Genomic DNA, 17,562 nt, shown 5'->3' on the forward strand with positions numbered 1-17,562 from the left:
GGTTACATTCCGAACCCGGAAGCTAAGCCTTACAGCGCCGATGGTACTGCAGGGGGGACCCTGTGGGAGAGTAGGACGCCGCCGAACTCCTTTTAATAGGGTTGGACCCTGAACTTCGGTTCTGGGTCCAACCCTTTTTTGTTGTGCGTCACCTGAAGTTCACGTTTCGCAACCAACATCCCACACATGGGTACTGCTGCAATGCTCAGGGCCGCCGGCGTCGGAGTCGGTGACGAGGTTGTCGTACCGGCGTTCGGGAACGTCGAAGTCGCGGAGGCCGTGGTCCTGGCCGGGGCGCTGCCGGTGTTCGCCGACATAGATCCGGTGACGTACTGCCTGGACGCCGGCGCTGTCGAGGCGGTCGTCACCTCACGGACGGCGGCTGTCGTCGCCGTGCATCGGTTTGGCCGGTGGGCCGACATCGCGCGGCTGCACGAGATCGGGCAGCGGCATGGGCTGTTGGTGCTGGAGCAGGGCGAGTCCGAGGTTCCGTACGACGAGATCGCTCAGCGTCGGCAGCGGGCCGCGTACCTGGACGCGAAGTTGAAGGGCGTGCAGACGCCCGATGGCGGTGACGGGCACACCTATCAGCAGTACGTCGTGCGGGTGCCGGGGAACGGGCGGCCTGATCGCGACGCATTCGCTCGCGCAGTGCGGGCCAGGGGAGTTGAGTGCCGGGTGCCGGTGAAGGCGCCCGTGCACAGGCTGCCGGAGTTCCGGCGTTGTGTGTCCCTGCCGGAGACAGAGCGGGCCGCTGATGAAACGTTGGCCCTGCCTGTCGACGCTTCTCTGACCAAGAAGGACATGCAGCGGATCGTGTCCGCCTGCAATGCGCTCGGAGGACTTCTCCAGCCGGCCTTCTGAGCGGGTTTGGGAGCACGGGTGTGTTCGGGGTATGATCTATTCCGTTGCCGCGAGGGAAACTTCGCAAAAGGTGACAGGCCCCTATAGCTCAGTCGGTAGAGCGTCTCCATGGTAAGGAGAAGGTCAACGGTTCGATTCCGTTTGGGGGCTCCAGACTGAAGGCCCCGCCCAATTGGGCGGGGCCTTTTGCATGTCTCGGTCGTGGACCCTCCCGAGTCCCTAGTCCTTGTGAAGGCCGGGCACGCGCATGGCCAGGATGGCCATGTCGTCTGACGGTGCGTCCGAGGCGAAGCGTTCGACCGCGCGCATGATGCGGGCCGCCACCGCGCCTGCTGTCAGGCCCGTGCAGGTGGTGAGGACGTCGGTGAGGCCGTCGTCGCCCAGCATGCGGCTGCCTTCGCGGCGTTCGGTGACGCCGTCCGTGACGCACAGGAGGACGTCACCGGGATCGAGGGTGACTGTCTGCTCGTAGAGCTCCAGGTCCTCCATGACACCGAGGAGCGGCTGGGGTTCTGCTGCCGGCTCGACCGTGCCGTCCTGGCGCAGGCGGAGAGGCAGCGGGTGGCCGGCGCAGACCACCTTCAGTTCGGCGCTGCCGTCCTCCTGGGGCCTCAACTCGCCGTAGAGAAGCGTCAGGAAGCGACTGCGGGCGCCCTCGTCGAGGATCGCGGAGTTGAGGCGCTCCAGCACCGCCGGGCCGCTGAGGCCCTCCCGTGCGAGGAGCCGGAGTGCGTGCCGGGCGAGGCCCGTGACCGCCGCCGCGTTCGGGCCCGTACCGCAGACGTCGCCGATGGCGAAGCCGTAGGCGCCGTCGCTGATCGGGAAGAGGTCGTAGAAGTCGCCGCCGACCTCGTTGCCCTCGCCGGCCGCGCGGTAGATGACCTCGACCTCGACGCCGTCGATATCGGGCAGCTCCGGCGGCAGGAGGCTGCGCTGGAGGGACTGGCTGATGGCTGTGCGCTCGGAGTAGAGGCGGGCGTTGTCCAGGGCCAGGGCGGCCCTTCGCGAGAGGTCCTCCGCCAACTCCAGGATTTCCTGGCGGAAGTGTTCGTCCGTCGGCTTGCCGAGCGTCAACATGCCGATGACCCGGTTGCGGGCCACCAGCGGCAGTACGACCGTCTCGCCGCCCACCGCGGACGCCGTGGCGAGGGTGGGGCCGATGCCGATGCTCGTGCTGACCCGGTGCGGGGGCTCGCCGAGGCCCAGACTTCGCATGGAGGTGCGCAGGGCCGCCTGGTGGGCCACCTGGGCCGGGGCCGACCAGACGCGGGCGCCGGGGGTGGGGACGGGGTCGGGAGGGGAGATCTTCGACAACAGTGACTTAATGCCGTCGATGAGTTCCTCGTCCTCGTGCAGGACGTAGGACAGGTACGGATCCGAGGCCTGGTCGGCGATCGTGTAGACCGCGCACCAGGTGGCAAGGGTCGGGACTGTCATCTGGGCCATGAGGGCCAGGGTCTGGTCGCGGTCCAGGGTTCCGGCGAGCAGGTCGGAGGCCTCGACGAGGAAGCTGAGTGAGCCCCGGCGAAGGCGTTCCAGTTCGCCCAGGCGGGCCGACTCCACGGCCAGGGCGATGCGGTCGGCCGCGAACTGCAGGCGCAGCGCCTCCTCGTTGGAGTACCTCGCGGGGGCCTCGGCAGCGACGCCGAGGGAACCGGTGAGGCGGCCCTCGACCTTCAGGGGGACGGTGACGACCGAGCGCATGCCGGTGCCCCTGAGCAGAGGGACGGCGCCGGGAACCATGGTGAGGTCTTCATGGACCGCCGGCATTCGGGCCGAGCCGTAGCGGCCGGGGCCCGCCTCGACGGGCACGCGCGCGAAGCGCTGGCGGGCGGAGGGCAGGCCGGTGGAGGCGCGGACCTCCAACTCCGTCTCGTCGTCCGTCGCCAGGAGCAGGAACGCCGAGTCGCCGTCGAGCATGTCCCGCGCGCGTTCCACCGTGCGCTGGAGAAGGCCGTCAAGGTCGTCCGGGGCGGGTGAGCCGATGAACACCTCGAACGGGTCGGTGCTCTGGGCCTCGTTGCCGGTGTCGGAGGCCGGGATGCGCAACGGGGTCTGCAGAACGGCACGTTCGTGGTCCCGGACCAGGAGGCAGACCGTCGACGGTTCGCCGCCTGTGTCACGGACGCGGAGGTGGGAGGCGTACACCGGCGTGACGCGGCCGTTGGCGCCCCTGATGCCGTAGCTGCCTTCCCAGCGCGAGAGTTGGAGTGCCTCCGCGATTCCGGTGCTCGTGCCGGGGGTGTGCGGCCAGGCGGCGAGGTCGGTGAGTGGCTTCCCGATGACCTGCTCGGCCGCATAGCCGAAGAGATCCTCGGCGTCCTCGTTCCAGGACGAGATGGCGCCCGTACGGTCGATCTGGACCACCGCGACGCGGACGCGGCCGTCGGCGAGCGGAAGAAGGTCGGAGGGCAGGGCCGGGCCGGCCGCGCGGGTGCCCACCGGACGCTCGGGGAGGTCCAGTTGGAACCAGACCTGCTTGTGCGTGGGTGTGTACTCGACGCCCCAGCGGCCGGCCAGGGCCGCGCACAACTGGAGGCCACGGCCACCCTCGCGGTCGGGGCTGCCCATGTTGACGGGCGAGCCCTGCAGCGGGATCTCACGCTCCGGATACCGGTCGGCCACCTCGACGCGTACGCCGTCGTCACTGCGCAGACACAGAACGTCCGCGGACGTACCCGCGTGCACGACGGCGTTCGTCACCAATTCACTGGTGAGGACTACGGCGTCGTCGACGATGTCGGCGAAGCCCCAGCCCTGGAGTGTGTCGCGGACGAAGGAGCGGGCGCTCGCGACCGATCGCCCGACGGGGTCGAAGCTGGCTGCCGCGCGCGCGGTGATCACAGAACTCCTCGTCCGGTTGTCGACGTGCAGGGCCCCGTGGCCGGCGAGCTCGTGCCGCTGGTGCGGCATCTGCGCGCCCGTCGGCCGCTCCGGGGATTGTCCCCCCGGGATCAGTCCGGTGGTCATGTCCGGCTGCCCCTCCGATGCCCGCTCGTTGCTCCTCCTGCCACCGCCCAGGCCGGACGGACCGGCGCGGCTGGACAGCCGCATGCAAGGTTACTTACCTTCGCCGTCCATGCGGATGCCGGTCTGCAGTGTTTCCGTCCGGAGGGTGTGCGGACGATGTGCGAAGCTGCCGAACTGTTATGGCCGGGTTCGGCGGGGGTGAAACACTGGGCAAGCTTCTTGTGAAGGTCCGGGCAGGCCGAGTGTCGTTCGCGTATCGCGGGCAGCAGCACGTGGTGTGGCCTGGTATATCCGGCAGGAATACCCAGCAGTAACGGGTACGCCGAACAGTAGAACCCGAGCACAGCAGTAACGGTCGACCCCTGCGGGAGGGACACAGTGGAGTCTGGCGCAGCGACGCGGGGCACTAAGACGCGCGCGAAAGGCGGACAGTCCCTGAGGAACGAGCGCAAAACGCGAGGCGGGACCACTGCGGTGGACACGGCTGCCCTGAACCGGCTGCTGACGGCCCTTGTGTCGATGCGCGACGGGAACTTCCGGAAGCGGCTCACGGTGTCCGGGGACGGCGTGATGTCGGAGATCGCGGCCGTCTTCAACGAGGTGGCCGACCGCAATCTTCATCTGACGGGTGAGTTGGCGCGGGTGCGGCGCATGGTCGGCCGCGAGGGCAAACTCACGGAACGGCTGGAGACGGGCGCTTGTGAGGGCTCCTGGGCGGCTGCCGTCGACAACTCCAACGCCCTGGTCGACGACCTCGTACGGCCCGTCTCCGAGGTCGGCCGGGTGCTGTCCGCGGTGGCCGACGGTGACCTGTCGCCGCGCATGGAGCTGCGGACGCAGGCCCAGGACGGGACCGGGCATCCCCTGCGGGGCGAGTTCCTCAAGGTCGGGCGGACCGTAAACAACCTTGTCGATCAGCTGTCGACGTTCACCGACGAGGTCACGCGCGTGGCCAGCGAGGTGGGCACCGAGGGCAAGCTCGGCGGGCAGGCACGCGTGCGTGGCATGTCGGGTTCGTGGAAGGACCTCACGGACTCCGTCAACACCATGGCGTACCGGCTGACGGCCCAGGTGAGGGACATCGCGTTGGTGACCACCGCGGTCGCCAAGGGTGATCTGTCCCGGAAGGTCACGGTTCACGTGGCCGGCGAGATGCTGGAGCTGAAGAACACCGTCAACACGATGGTGGACCAGCTCTCGTCCTTCTCCTCCGAGGTGACGCGAGTCGCGCGCGAGGTGGGCACCGAGGGTGAGCTGGGCGGTCAGGCGCAGGTACCCGGTGTGGCCGGCGTGTGGAAGGACCTCACCGATTCGGTGAACCTCATGGCCGGCAACCTGACCGCGCAGGTGCGAGGAATCGCACAGGTGACGACCGCGGTGGCCAACGGTGACCTGTCGCAGAAGGTGACCGTGTCGGCACGCGGCGAGGTCGCTCAGCTCGCGGACACGATCAACCAGATGACAGAGACGCTGCGGATCTTCGCGGACGAGGTCACGCGCGTGGCCAACGAGGTCGGTGCCGAGGGCCGGCTGGGCGGCCAGGCGAACGTGCCGGGCGCGGCGGGTACGTGGAAAGACCTGACGGACTCCGTCAACACCGTGTTCCGGAATCTGACCATTCAGGTGAGGGACATCGCCGCGGTCACCACGGCGGTGGCCAATGGTGACCTGTCGCAGAAGGTCACGGTCGACGTGGCCGGCGAGATGCTCGAGCTGAAGAACACCGTCAACGGCATGGTCGACCAGCTGTCGTCGTTCGGTTCCGAGGTCACGCGTGTCGCGCGTGAGGTCGGTGTGGAGGGTGAGCTCGGCGGTCAGGCGCAGGTGCCAGGGGCCGCTGGGACCTGGAAGGACCTGACGGACTCCGTCAACACCGCGTTCCGCAACCTCACCGGACAGGTGAGGAACATCGCCCAGGTGACGACGGCGGTGGCCAACGGTGATCTGTCGCAGAAGGTCACCGTGGACGTCTCCGGCGAGATGCTCCAGCTGAAGAACACCGTGAACACGATGGTGGACCAGCTGTCGTCGTTCGCAGACCAGGTCACGCGCATGGCCCGGGACGTGGGCACCGAGGGCCGGCTGGGCGGTCAGGCGGTCGTACCGGGAGTCGCCGGTACGTGGAAGGAGCTCACCGACTCCGTCAACGGCATGGCGGGAAACCTCACCGCCCAGGTGCGCAACATCGCCCAGGTGACCACGGCGGTGGCGCGAGGTGACCTGTCCCAGAAGATCGACGTCGACGCGCGTGGCGAGATCCTGGAGCTGAAAAACACCATCAACACGATGGTCGACCAGCTGTCGTCCTTCGCCGACCAGGTGACCCTGGTCGCTCGTGAGGTGGGTACGGAGGGCCGCCTGGGCGGTCAGGCGCAGGTGCCCGGCGTCGCCGGTGTGTGGCGTGACCTGACCGACTCCGTGAACGGCATGGCCTCCAACCTGACCGGCCAGGTGCGCAACATCGCCCAGGTCGCCACGGCGGTGGCCCGGGGTGACCTGTCCCAGAAGATCACCGTGGACGCGCGTGGCGAGATCCTGGAGCTGAAGAACACCCTGAACACGATGGTCGACCAGCTGTCGTCGTTCGCCGAAGAGGTCACGCGTGTGGCCCGTGAGGTGGGCACCGAGGGCATCCTCGGGGGTCAGGCCGAGGTGCAGGGTGTCTCCGGCACCTGGAAGGACCTCACGCAGTCCGTGAACTTCATGGCCAACAACCTGACGATCCAGGTGCGCAACATCGCCGAGGTCACGACCGCGGTCGCCAAGGGCGATCTGTCGAAGAAGATCACTGTCGACGCGAAGGGCGAGATCCTCGAGCTCGTCACCACCGTGAACACGATGGTGGACCAGCTGTCGTCCTTCGCCGAGCAGGTGACCCGAGTCGCCCGTGAGGTGGGCACGGACGGCATCCTCGGTGGCCAGGCGCACGTGCCGGGCGCCACGGGCATCTGGAAGGACCTCAGCAACAACGTCAACCTGATGGCCAACAACCTGACCGTCCAGGTGCGGAACATCTCCCAGGTCGCGGCGGCGGTCGCCAACGGCGATCTGACGCGGACGGTGACGATCGAGGCGCGCGGCGAGGTCGCGCAGCTCGCGGACACCTTCAACACCATGGTGAAGACGCTGAGTTCGTTCGCCGACCAGGTCACCAAGGTGGCCCGCGAGGTGGGCACGGACGGCATCCTCGGTGGGCAGGCGCATGTGCCGGGTGTGGCCGGTACGTGGAAGGACCTCACCGAGTCTGTGAACCAGATGGCGTCCAACCTGACCGGTCAGGTGCGCAACATCGCCATGGTCACGACCGCCATCGCCAAGGGCGACCTGACCAAGAAGATCGACATCGACGCCCGAGGCGAGATCCTCGAACTCAAGACGACGATCAACACGATGGTCGACCAGCTGTCGTCCTTCGCGGAGGAGGTCACCCGAGTCGCCCGCGAGGTGGGCACCGAAGGACAGCTCGGCGGCCAGGCACGCGTGCGTGACGTCGACGGCACCTGGCGGGACCTCACCGAGTCCGTGAACGAAATGGCCGGGAACCTCACTCGGCAGGTGCGTGCCATCGCGCGCGTGGCGACCGCGGTGACCCGCGGTGACCTGAACCTGAAGATCGACGTGGACGCGTCCGGCGAGATTCAGGAGCTCCAGGACTACATCAACAAGATGATCGCCAACCTGCGCGACACCACGATCGCCAACAAGGAGCAGGACTGGCTCAAGGGCAACCTCGCCCGGATCTCGGCGCTCATGCAGGGCCGCCGTGACCTGGCGGACGTCGCCTCGCTGATCATGAGCGAGCTGACGCCGGTGGTGACCGCGCAGCACGGCGCGTTCTTCGTCGCCATGCCGCTGCTCGACGGCAAGGACCTGGCGGCCGAGAACGACGACCAGTACGAGCTGCGGATGCTCGGGTCGTACGGCTACTCGATGGGGTCCATGCCGACGTCCTTCCGGCCGGGTGAGGCGCTCATCGGGACGGCCGCCGAGGAGAAGCGCACGATCCTGGTGGAGAACGCGCCCAGCGGCTATCTGAAGATCTCCTCCGGGCTCGGCGAGGCGCCGCCCGCGCAGGTGATCGTTCTTCCCGTGCTGTTCGAGGGCAAGGTCCTCGGCGTGATCGAGCTGGCCTCCTTCACGCCGTTCACGCAGATCCAGAAGGATTTCCTCAACCAGATCGCCGAGATGATCGCGACCAGCGTCAACACCATCTCCGTCAACACCAAGACCGAGGTGCTGCTGAAGCAGTCGCAGGAGCTGACCGAGCAGCTCCGTGAGCGGTCGGAGGAGCTGGAGAACCGGCAGAAGGCCCTCCAGGCGTCCAACGCCGAGCTGGAGGAGAAGGCCGAGCTGCTGGCCCAGCAGAACCGCGACATCGAGGTGAAGAACACCGAGATCGAGGAAGCGCGACAGGTGCTGGAGGAGCGCGCCGAGCAGCTGGCGGTCTCCATGCGCTACAAGAGCGAGTTCCTCGCCAACATGTCGCACGAGCTGCGTACGCCGCTCAACTCGCTGCTGATCCTGGCCAAGCTGCTCGCCGACAACGCGGAGGGCAACCTCTCGCCGAAGCAGGTCGAGTTCGCCGAGACCATCCACGGCGCAGGCTCCGACCTGCTCCAGCTGATCAACGACATCCTGGACCTGTCGAAGGTCGAGGCGGGCAAGATGGACGTCTCCCCGACGCGTATCGCGCTCGTGCAGCTCGTCGACTACGTGGAGGCCACCTTCCGGCCGCTGACCGCGGAGAAGGGCCTGGACCTGTCCGTACGGGTCTCGCCGGAGCTGCCCGCCACCCTGCACACCGACGAACAGCGGCTGCTGCAGGTGCTGCGCAACCTGCTGTCCAACGCGGTGAAGTTCACCGACTCCGGGTCGGTCGAGCTGGTCATCCGTCCCGCCGGGATGGACGTGCCGCAGAAGATCCGGGAGCAGCTGCTGGAGGCCGGCTCGCTGACCGAGGCGGATGCGCCGCTGATCGCGTTCTCCGTGACCGACACCGGCATCGGGATCGCGGCCAGCAAGATGCGGGTGATCTTCGAGGCGTTCAAGCAGGCGGACGGCACGACCAGCCGCAAGTACGGCGGTACGGGTCTGGGGCTGTCGATCTCGCGGGAGATCGCGCAGCTGCTCGGCGGTGAGATCCACGCGCAGAGCGAGCCGGGGCGCGGCTCGACGTTCACGCTGTATTTGCCGCTGCATCCGAGCGAACTGCCCCCGCACGGCTACCAGCAGCAGTTGCCGTCCCTCGACGCCGGCGACCTGGTGGCCTCGGCCGCCGAGCTGGCGGAGCTGGCCGACGTGGAGATCGAGACGCCGGCCGAGGTGCGGTCGTACCGGGAGACGCAGAACGGCGCCGCCGCGCTCTTCAGGCGCCGCCGCAGGGCCGCCAGCGAGCTGGAACAGCGGCCGGCGCAGCAGGAACAGTGGTCGGCTCCTGAGCCGGCCAGGGCGCCGCAGTCGATGCGGGGCTTCCGCTTCGGTGGCGAGAAGGTGCTGATCGTCGACGACGACATCCGCAACGTCTTCGCACTGACCAGCGTCCTGGAGCAGCACGGCCTGTCCGTGCTGTACGCGGAGAACGGCCGTGAGGGCATCGAGGTCCTGGAGCAGCACGACGACGTGGCGGTCGTCCTGATGGACATCATGATGCCCGAGATGGACGGATACGCGACGACGACGGCGATCCGCAGGATGCCGCAGTTCGCCGGGCTCCCGATCATCGCGCTCACCGCCAAGGCGATGAAGGGCGACCGGGAGAAGGCGATCGAGTCGGGCGCCTCCGACTACGTGACGAAGCCGGTCGACCCCGATCATCTGCTGGCGGTGATGGATCAGTGGATGACCGAGGAGTGACGGCAGCTGACAGTGTTCACGCGGAGTTGCTGACTCAGTGTGCTCGAAGCCGTGTAGAAGTGCGGGATTCGGGGAACCTTCTGGTCTCCCGCTACGTTTCTGCTACGTGCACAGTGACATCGCGGTGACAGGGTGTGGCGACAGGCGGGGTGCGGCTACCATGACCGGCACGAGGGCGGGCGGCGTAACGGAGTCGTCCCCTGGGGCGGAGCCCGGTGCACTGCCGGGGCGAGGAGGGCGGGCCATGGTGCAGAAGGCCAAGATCCTCCTGGTCGATGACCGGCCGGAGAATCTGCTGGCGCTGGAGGCGATCCTCTCTGCGCTCGATCAGACCCTGGTGCGGGCATCGTCCGGGGAGGAAGCGCTCAAAGCACTACTGACGGACGACTTCGCGGTCATTCTGCTGGACGTCCAGATGCCGGGAATGGACGGTTTCGAAACCGCGGCGCACATCAAGCGGCGAGAACGGACCCGCGACATCCCGATCATCTTCCTCACCGCGATCAACCACGGCCCGCATCACACCTTCCGCGGCTACGCGGCGGGCGCGGTGGACTACATCTCCAAGCCGTTCGACCCGTGGGTGCTGCGGGCGAAGGTCTCGGTGTTCGTCGAGCTGTACATGAAGAACTGCCAGCTGCGTGAGCAGGCGGCGCTGCTGCGGCTCCAGTTGGAGGGCGGCGGCAAGGCCTCGGGTGCCGACTCGAAGGAGCCGGCGGGGCTGCTGGCCGAGCTGTCGGCGCGGCTGGCCGCGGTCGAGGAGCAGGCCGAGGCGCTGTCCAAGCAGTTGGACGACGACTCGGCGGATGCCGCCGCGGTGGCCACGGCAGCTCATCTCGAACGCAAACTCACGGGATTGCGGCGGGCGCTCGACGCGTTGGAGCCGGGCACCGGAAGCGCGTCGTCGGTCCCCTCGCAGAACTGACGCCGTGGTGGCGCGTGTTGACGCGCGACGTATCCAAGCCGTCCGGCGCGTGACCGGCCCGTGAACCGGCGTCAGTTCACCGCCCCCACAAGGGCGACACGAACGGGTGAAGCAGTGGGCACACGTGTCCGCTGTCTTCTCCACCGGTAACCTCACACCCATGGCCTCACGTCCCTCCGCAGCCAAGAAGCCGCCCGCAAAGAAGGCGGCCGCTTCGGCGAAGGCTCCGGCGAAGAAGGCCGCCGCCAAGAAAGCCCCCGCGAAGAAGGCGCCGGCCAAGAAGGCCGCGGCGAAGAAAGCCGCGTCCGCGCCCAAGCCGGCGCCCAACCCCACCGGGGGCATCTACCGCCTCGTACGCGCCGTCTGGCTCGGGCTCGCACACGCGGTCGGCGCGGTCTTCCGCGGCATAGGGCAGGGCGCGAAGAACCTCGACCCCGCCCATCGCAAGGACGGCGTCGCGCTGTTGCTCCTCGGGCTCGCGCTGATCGTCGCCGCCGGCACCTGGTCCAATCTGCGCGGCCCCGTCGGCGACCTCGTCGAGATCATCGTGACCGGCGCCTTCGGCCGGCTCGACCTGCTCGTGCCGATACTGCTCGCGGTCATCGCCGTGCGGTTCATCCGGCACCCCGAGCAGCCCGAGGCCAACGGCCGTATCGTCATCGGCCTGTCCGCGCTCGTCATCGGCGTGCTCGGCCAGGTCCACGTCGCCGTCGGCTCGCCCGCCCGCAGCGACGGCATGCACGCCATAAGGGACGCCGGCGGGCTGATCGGCTGGGGCGCGGCGACCCCGCTGACGTACACCATGGGCGAGGTCCTCGCCGTACCGCTGCTCGTGCTGCTCACGATCTTCGGTCTGCTGGTCGTCACGGCCACCCCGGTCAACGCCATCCCGCAGCGGCTGCGGCTGCTCGGCATGAAGCTCGGGATCCTGCCCGACCCCGAGGACGACGAGTACACCGACGACGACGAGCGCTACGACGACCAGTGGCGCGGGTCGCTGCCCGCGGCGCGCGGTCGCAAGCGCCGTCCGGCCCCCGAGGCGTACGACCCCGACGGCGCCGAGCAGGAGGCCCTGTCGCGGCGTCGCGGCCGTCCGAGGCGCTCGGCGGTGCCGCAGCCCGAGATGGAACGTCCCATGGACGCTGTGGACGTCGCGGCGGCCGCAGCTGCCGCGCTCGACGGTGCCGTCCTGCACGGGATGCCGCCCTCGCCGATCGTCGCCGACCTCACCCAGGGCGTGAGCGTGGGCGACCGCGCGGAGACCACCCCGGTGCCGACGCCGGTTCCGGCCGCGCGGCCCAAGCAGGAGAAGCTCCCCAAGTCCGAGGTGACGGACCTCACCAAGGCCGAGGTCCCGGACCTCACCAAGGCCGCGCCCGAGCAGATGCGCGACCTGCCCTCGCGCGCCGAACAGCTCCAGCTGTCCGGTGACATCACGTACTCGCTCCCGTCGCTCGACCTCCTCGAGCGCGGCGGCCCCGGAAAGTCGCGCAGCGCCGCCAACGACGCCATCGTCGAGTCGCTCACCACCGTCTTCACCGAGTTCAAGGTCGACGCCCGCGTCACCGGCTTCACGCGCGGGCCGACGGTCACGCGCTACGAGGTCGAACTCGGGCCGGCCGTGAAGGTCGAGCGCATCACCGCGCTGACGAAGAACATCGCGTACGCGGTCGCGAGCCCGGACGTGCGGATCATCAGCCCGATCCCCGGCAAGTCCGCGGTCGGCATCGAGATCCCCAACACCGACCGCGAGATGGTCAACCTCGGTGACGTGCTGCGCCTCGCGGCCGCCGCCGAGGACGACCACCCGATGCTGGTCGCGCTCGGCAAGGACGTCGAGGGCGGCTACGTGATGGCCAACATCGCGAAGATGCCGCATGTGCTGGTCGCCGGTGCGACCGGCTCCGGTAAGTCGTCCTGCATTAACTGCTTGATCACTTCGGTGATGATGCGGGCGACCCCGGAGGACGTCCGCATGGTCCTGGTCGACCCCAAGCGCGTCGAGCTGACCGCGTACGAAGGCATCCCGCACCTGATCACGCCGATCATCACCAACCCGAAGCGGGCCGCCGAGGCGCTCCAGTGGGTCGTACGGGAGATGGACCTTCGCTACGACGACCTGGCGGCGTACGGCTACCGGCACATCGACGACTTCAACGAAGCTGTCCGCAACGGCAAGGTGAAGTCGCCGGAGGGCAGTGAGCGCGAGCTTCAGCCGTACCCGTACCTGCTGGTCATCGTGGATGAGCTTGCCGACCTGATGATGGTCGCGCCACGCGACGTCGAGGACGCGATCGTGCGCATCACGCAACTCGCGCGCGCGGCCGGCATCCACCTGGTGCTCGCCACGCAGCGGCCGTCGGTCGATGTCGTCACCGGTCTCATCAAGGCGAACGTCCCCTCGCGGCTCGCGTTCGCCACGTCCTCGCTCGCGGACTCGCGCGTCATCCTCGACCAGCCCGGCGCCGAGAAGCTGATCGGCAAGGGCGACGGGCTGTTCCTGCCGATGGGCGCCAACAAGCCCACGCGTATGCAGGGTGCGTTCGTGACCGAGGAGGAGGTCGCGGTCGTCGTCCAGCACTGCAAGGACCAGATGGCGCCGGTCTTCCGGGACGACGTCGTCGTAGGGACGAAGCAGAAGAAGGAGATCGACGAGGACATCGGCGACGACCTCGATCTGCTGTGCCAGGCTGCCGAGCTGGTCGTCTCCACACAGTTCGGTTCGACGTCGATGCTCCAGCGCAAGCTGCGGGTCGGGTTCGCCAAGGCGGGACGGCTGATGGACCTGATGGAGTCCCGGAACATCGTCGGACCGAGCGAGGGCTCCAAGGCTCGTGACGTTCTTGTGAAACCTGATGAGCTGGACGGAGTGCTCGCCCTGATCCGCGGGGAGGCTTAAAAGAGTCCGGGGCGGTAAAGCGACACAGTGGTGACCCCCGACGGGTGGGTGATGAGCCGATGTCCGATCGTGACTCACCCGTAAGGGATCATTGAGCAACCGTTCTCCTTCGGCGTACGTCAAGTTGAGGGAAGCGCGACAATCTCGTACCCCCACCATCGGCGTGTCCGGCCATTCCGATGGCGTACAAAGTCCTACCGCCCGGTTGCCCCACCCTTTCGTACCCCCCCTAGACTGAACCTGCAGCACAGGTGGCTTAAACGCTCGAAAGGCGCCCCCGTGTCCATCGGCAACTCCCCTGAAGACGAGCGTCCGTTCGAAGACGTGTCCGAGGAAGCCCGCCCCTCGATCGGCCGTGCCCTGCAGCAGGCCCGTATCGATGCCGGGCTGACTGTCGACGACGTCACCAACGCCACCCGGGTCCGAATCGCCATCGTGCATGCCATCGAGGCGGACGACTTCGCCCCCTGCGGCGGCGACGTGTACGCCCGTGGCCACATCCGGACCCTGGCCAAAGCCGTCCACCTCGATCCTGCCCCGCTCCTTGCCCAGTACGACGACTCGCACGGCGGACGGCCGGCGCCGACCCCGGCTGCCCCCCTGTTCGAGGCGGAGCGCATCCGTCCCGAGCGACGCGGGCCCAACTGGACCGCTGCCATGGTCGCCGCGATCGTCGCCGTGATCGGGTTCGTCGGGTTCACCGCGTTCAAGGGCGAGGACGATGGTGGCAAGACGGCGGTCGCCGAGGGCGGCTCGACGCCGACGGCCGACAAGACCACGCCCACGCCGAAGACCGACAAGCCCAAGGACCCCAAGCCGTCGGACAGCGCCATCGCCGCCGTCCCCCAGGACAAGGTGACCGTCCAGGTCAGCGCCGCCGACGGAAGGAGCTGGGTCGCCATCAAGGACCACAACGGCAAGCTCCTCTTCGACGGCCTCCTCAAGCAGGGCGACTCCAAGACCTTCCAGGACAGCGAGAAGATCAACCTCGTCCTGGGTGACGCCGGCGCGATCGACCTCTTCGTCAACGGCAAGAAGATCGAGGACGACTGGCAGCCGGGCGCCGTGGAGCGCCTCACGTACACGAAGGGCGACCCGCAGGCCGGATAAGTCTGGCTCAAGGGTTTGGCTGTGGACGGGGTTGGCCAAGATCGGCCAACCCCGTCGACGTGGGCTGTCAGTGAGACAAAGTAGTCTTGAGCCCATGCCTGAACGCCGTACCGTCGCACTCGTCACTCTTGGCTGCGCCCGTAACGAGGTGGACTCGGAGGAGCTCGCAGGCCGCTTGGAGGCGGACGGCTGGGACCTCGTGGAGGACGCCGGGGACGCGGATGTCGCCGTCGTCAACACGTGTGGCTTCGTCGACGCCGCCAAGAAGGACTCCGTCGACGCCCTCCTGGAAGCCAACGACCTCAAGGGGCATGGGAGAACCCAGGCCGTCGTGGCGGTGGGCTGTATGGCCGAGCGGTACGGCAAGGAGCTCGCCGAAGCCCTCCCCGAGGCCGACGGCGTGCTCGGCTTCGACGACTACTCCAACATCTCGGACCGCCTGCAGACCATCCTTAACGGCGGCATCCACGCCTCGCACACCCCGCGCGACCGGCGCAAGCTGCTGCCGATCAGCCCGGCCGAGCGGCAGGAGTCCGCGGCCGAGGTCGCGCTGCCCGGGCACGCGCCCGTCGACCTTCCGGAAGGGCTCGCTCCGGCCTCCGGTCCGCGCTCGCCCCTGCGCCGCCGTCTCGACGGCGCCCCGGTCGCCTCGGTGAAGCTCGCCTCCGGCTGCGACCGGCGCTGCTCCTTCTGCGCCATCCCGTCCTTCCGCGGCTCATTCATCTCCCGCCGACCCAGCGATGTGCTGAACGAGACGCGGTGGCTGGCCGAACAGGGCGTGAAGGAGATCATGCTGGTCTCCGAGAACAACACCTCGTACGGCAAGGACCTGGGCGACATCCGTCTGCTGGAGTCACTCCTGCCCGAGCTCGCCGAGGTCGACGGCATCGAGCGTGTCCGCGTCAGCTACCTACAGCCGGCCGAGATGCGGCCCGGCCTCATCGACGTGCTGACCTCGACGCCGAAGATCGCCCCGTACTTCGACCTGTCCTTCCAGCACTCCGCTCCCGACGTGCTGCGTTCGATGCGCCGCTTCGGGGACACGGACCGCTTCCTGGAGCTGCTCGACACCATCCGTGGCAAGGCGCCGCAGGCCGGCGTGCGCTCCAACTTCATCGTCGGCTTCCCCGGCGAGACCGAGGCCGACCTCGCTGAGCTGGAGCGGTTCCTGAACGGCGCGCGGCTGGACGCCATCGGCGTCTTCGGCTACTCCGACGAGGGCGGCACGGAGGCCGCGACCTACGAGAACAAGCTCGACGAGGATGTCGTCGCCGAGCGGTTGGCGCGCGTCTCCCGGCTTGCGGAGGAGCTCGTCTCGCAGCGGGCCGAGGAGCGCCTCGGAGAGACGCTGCATGTGCTCGTCGAGTCGCTGGACTCCGACGACGCGGAGGGTGCGTACGGCCGTGCGGCCCACCAGGCACCGGAGACGGACGGCCAGGTGCTGCTCACGAGCGGCGAAGGACTGAGCATCGGTCGTATGGTCGAGGCGAAGGTGGTCGGTACGGAAGGTGTCGACCTGGTGGCCGAGCCGCTGCAGGGCATGGTCGCGTGTAGTGAGGAGGCTGGCAGATGACCGGAGTTCCGGCGTCCGCCGCGGGTGGCTCCTCCCCGGCGGGTGCGGCAGGCAGAGCGAGTGCGGTGGGCTCGTCCAAGGCCGGCGGCTCGAAGGCGGGCGGTTCGCAGGCGGCCGGCGGCTCGAAGACGGGCGGCACCGAAGCGGGCGTCCCCGGCGGTACGAAGCCCGCGCGCGGCGGCAAGATCGCGGCCGCGGCCGTCAATCAGGCAAGCGTCTGGAACGTCGCCAACCTCCTGACGATGCTCCGGCTGGTGCTGGTGCCCGCGTTCGTGGCGCTGATGCTGGCCGACGGCGGATACGACCCGGCGTGGCGCTCGCTGGCCTGGGCGGCTTTCGCCATCGCCATGATCACCGACCTTTTCGACGGTCATCTGGCGCGGGCGTACGACCTCGTCACCGACTTCGGGAAGATCGCCGACCCCATCGCCGACAAGGCGATCATGGGGGCGGCGCTGATCTGTCTCTCCGCGCTGGGCGATCTGCCGTGGTGGGTGACCGGCGTCATCCTCGGCCGGGAACTCGGGATCACGCTGCTTCGTTTCATCGTCATCCGGTACGGCGTGATCCCGGCGAGCCGAGGCGGCAAGCTGAAGACCCTCACGCAGGGCGTGGCCGTCGGGATGTACATCCTGGCGCTGACGGGATGGCTGGCCACTCTGCGGTGGTGGGTGATGGCCGCGGCGGTCGTGCTGACCGTGGTGACCGGGCTCGACTATGTGAGACAAGCCATTGTGCTGCGCAGGCAAGGAATCGCCGAGCGCAAGGCCGCGTTGGAGGAGACGGAAGCGTGAGTTCCCCGGCCGCCGAGGTGGTGCGACTACTCGTAGTGAACGGTGAGACGCTCGCTGTCGCCGAGTCGCTGACCGGCGGACTGGTGGCGGCGGAAATCACAGCCGCCCCTGGGGCGTCCAAGGCCTTCCGGGGGTCGGTGACCGCCTACGCCACCGAGCTGAAGCATGAGCTGCTCGGCGTCGACGCCGCCTTGCTGGCACGGCACGGAGCCGTGAATCCGCAGGTCGCCGCCCAAATGGCCGCCGGCGTGCGGAAGGCGCTGGGATCTGACTGGGGCATCGCCACGACCGGCGTCGCGGGGCCCGAGAAGCAGGACGGACAGCCCGTGGGGACCGTCTTCGTGGCCGTGGACGGCCCCGCCGGCCACGATTCCGGTTCCGCCGGTGGCGGAAAAGTGGAGGCCCTGCGGTTGAACGGCGACCGCGCGGAAATTCGTATGGAGAGTGTACGGAGCGTACTCGCGCTCCTCCTGAAGGAGCTTGCGAGCGAACACAGTGGGAATGAGCGGGCACAGGATACGGAACAGAACGGGGGGTTTTGATGTTTGCAGCCCTGAGTGAACACGACATCGCT

General features: G+C 68.4%; 9 protein-coding genes, 1 tRNA gene and 1 rRNA gene. 10 read left to right on the forward strand and 1 reads right to left on the reverse strand.

Annotated features, from left to right (window positions below; translation table 11 throughout):
- The 3 genes from rrf to ACFY5C_RS31060 all read left to right on the forward strand — a co-directional run.
- Positions 1 to 87, forward strand: a 5S ribosomal RNA gene (rrf, locus tag ACFY5C_RS31050); the annotation flags it as partial.
- Positions 88 to 201: 114 nt separating this feature from the next.
- Positions 202 to 864, forward strand: a complete 663-nt coding sequence (locus ACFY5C_RS31055; RefSeq protein WP_389450722.1) for a DegT/DnrJ/EryC1/StrS family aminotransferase — start codon at positions 202 to 204, stop codon at positions 862 to 864.
- Positions 865 to 941: 77 nt separating this feature from the next.
- A tRNA-Thr gene (locus ACFY5C_RS31060) sits at positions 942 to 1,017 on the forward strand.
- 66 nt (positions 1,018 to 1,083) lie between these two features.
- Here ACFY5C_RS31060 and ACFY5C_RS31065 read toward each other — a convergent pair.
- Positions 1,084 to 3,834 (reverse strand): SpoIIE family protein phosphatase, encoded by a 2,751-nt coding sequence (locus ACFY5C_RS31065; RefSeq protein WP_389450276.1) that lies wholly within the window; start codon positions 3,832 to 3,834, stop codon positions 1,084 to 1,086.
- A 378-nt stretch (positions 3,835 to 4,212) separates the two neighbouring features.
- Here ACFY5C_RS31065 and ACFY5C_RS31070 point away from each other — a divergent pair, with 378 nt between their 5' ends.
- From ACFY5C_RS31070 to ACFY5C_RS31100, 7 genes are all read left to right on the forward strand, one after another.
- Entirely contained in the window at positions 4,213 to 9,687 is a 5,475-nt protein-coding gene (locus ACFY5C_RS31070) for a HAMP domain-containing protein (protein ID WP_389450279.1), read from the forward strand.
- A gap of 244 nt (positions 9,688 to 9,931) precedes the next feature.
- The gene (locus tag ACFY5C_RS31075) at positions 9,932 to 10,612 is read left to right on the forward strand and encodes a response regulator (RefSeq protein WP_328422666.1); all 681 of its coding nucleotides are present in this window, start codon (positions 9,932 to 9,934) and stop codon (positions 10,610 to 10,612) included.
- A gap of 160 nt (positions 10,613 to 10,772) precedes the next feature.
- Positions 10,773 to 13,511 (forward strand): DNA translocase FtsK, encoded by a 2,739-nt coding sequence (locus tag ACFY5C_RS31080; RefSeq protein ID WP_389450282.1) that lies wholly within the window; start codon positions 10,773 to 10,775, stop codon positions 13,509 to 13,511.
- Positions 13,512 to 13,790: 279 nt separating this feature from the next.
- Positions 13,791 to 14,621 carry a helix-turn-helix domain-containing protein gene (locus ACFY5C_RS31085; protein ID WP_389450284.1) on the forward strand — a complete coding sequence of 277 codons (831 nt, stop codon included), beginning with the start codon at positions 13,791 to 13,793 and terminating at the stop codon, positions 14,619 to 14,621.
- Between the two features lie 94 nt (positions 14,622 to 14,715).
- Positions 14,716 to 16,194, forward strand: coding sequence for a 30S ribosomal protein S12 methylthiotransferase RimO (gene rimO, locus ACFY5C_RS31090; RefSeq protein WP_389450286.1), 1,479 nt, complete (start codon positions 14,716 to 14,718; stop codon positions 16,192 to 16,194).
- The gene (gene pgsA, locus ACFY5C_RS31095) at positions 16,191 to 16,988 is read left to right on the forward strand and encodes a CDP-diacylglycerol--glycerol-3-phosphate 3-phosphatidyltransferase (protein WP_389450288.1); all 798 of its coding nucleotides are present in this window, start codon (positions 16,191 to 16,193) and stop codon (positions 16,986 to 16,988) included. Before rimO ends, pgsA begins: the two co-directional genes overlap by 4 nt.
- Entirely contained in the window at positions 16,985 to 17,530 is a 546-nt protein-coding gene (locus tag ACFY5C_RS31100; protein WP_389450291.1) for a CinA family protein, read from the forward strand. The genes pgsA and ACFY5C_RS31100 overlap by 4 nt, the downstream gene beginning before the upstream one ends.
- Positions 17,531 to 17,562: the final 32 nt, after the last annotated feature.

The sequence above is a fragment of the Streptomyces sp. NPDC012935 genome, assembly GCF_042900345.1.
Classification (GTDB): Bacteria; Actinomycetota; Actinomycetes; order Streptomycetales; family Streptomycetaceae; genus Streptomyces.

What these genes read in the sequence shown, in the direction of transcription:
- ACFY5C_RS31055 (WP_389450722.1), top strand. Translation starts at nt 202, where the DNA reads ATGCTCAGGGCCGCCGGCGTCGGAGTCGGTGACGAGGTTGTCGTACCG.
- ACFY5C_RS31065 (WP_389450276.1), bottom strand. Translation starts at nt 3,834, where the DNA reads ATGACCACCGGACTGATCCCGGGGGGACAATCCCCGGAGCGGCCGACG.
- pgsA (WP_389450288.1), top strand. Translation starts at nt 16,191, where the DNA reads ATGACCGGAGTTCCGGCGTCCGCCGCGGGTGGCTCCTCCCCGGCGGGT.
- ACFY5C_RS31075 (WP_328422666.1), top strand. Translation starts at nt 9,932, where the DNA reads ATGGTGCAGAAGGCCAAGATCCTCCTGGTCGATGACCGGCCGGAGAAT.
- ACFY5C_RS31080 (WP_389450282.1), top strand. Translation starts at nt 10,773, where the DNA reads ATGGCCTCACGTCCCTCCGCAGCCAAGAAGCCGCCCGCAAAGAAGGCG.
- rimO (WP_389450286.1), top strand. Translation starts at nt 14,716, where the DNA reads ATGCCTGAACGCCGTACCGTCGCACTCGTCACTCTTGGCTGCGCCCGT.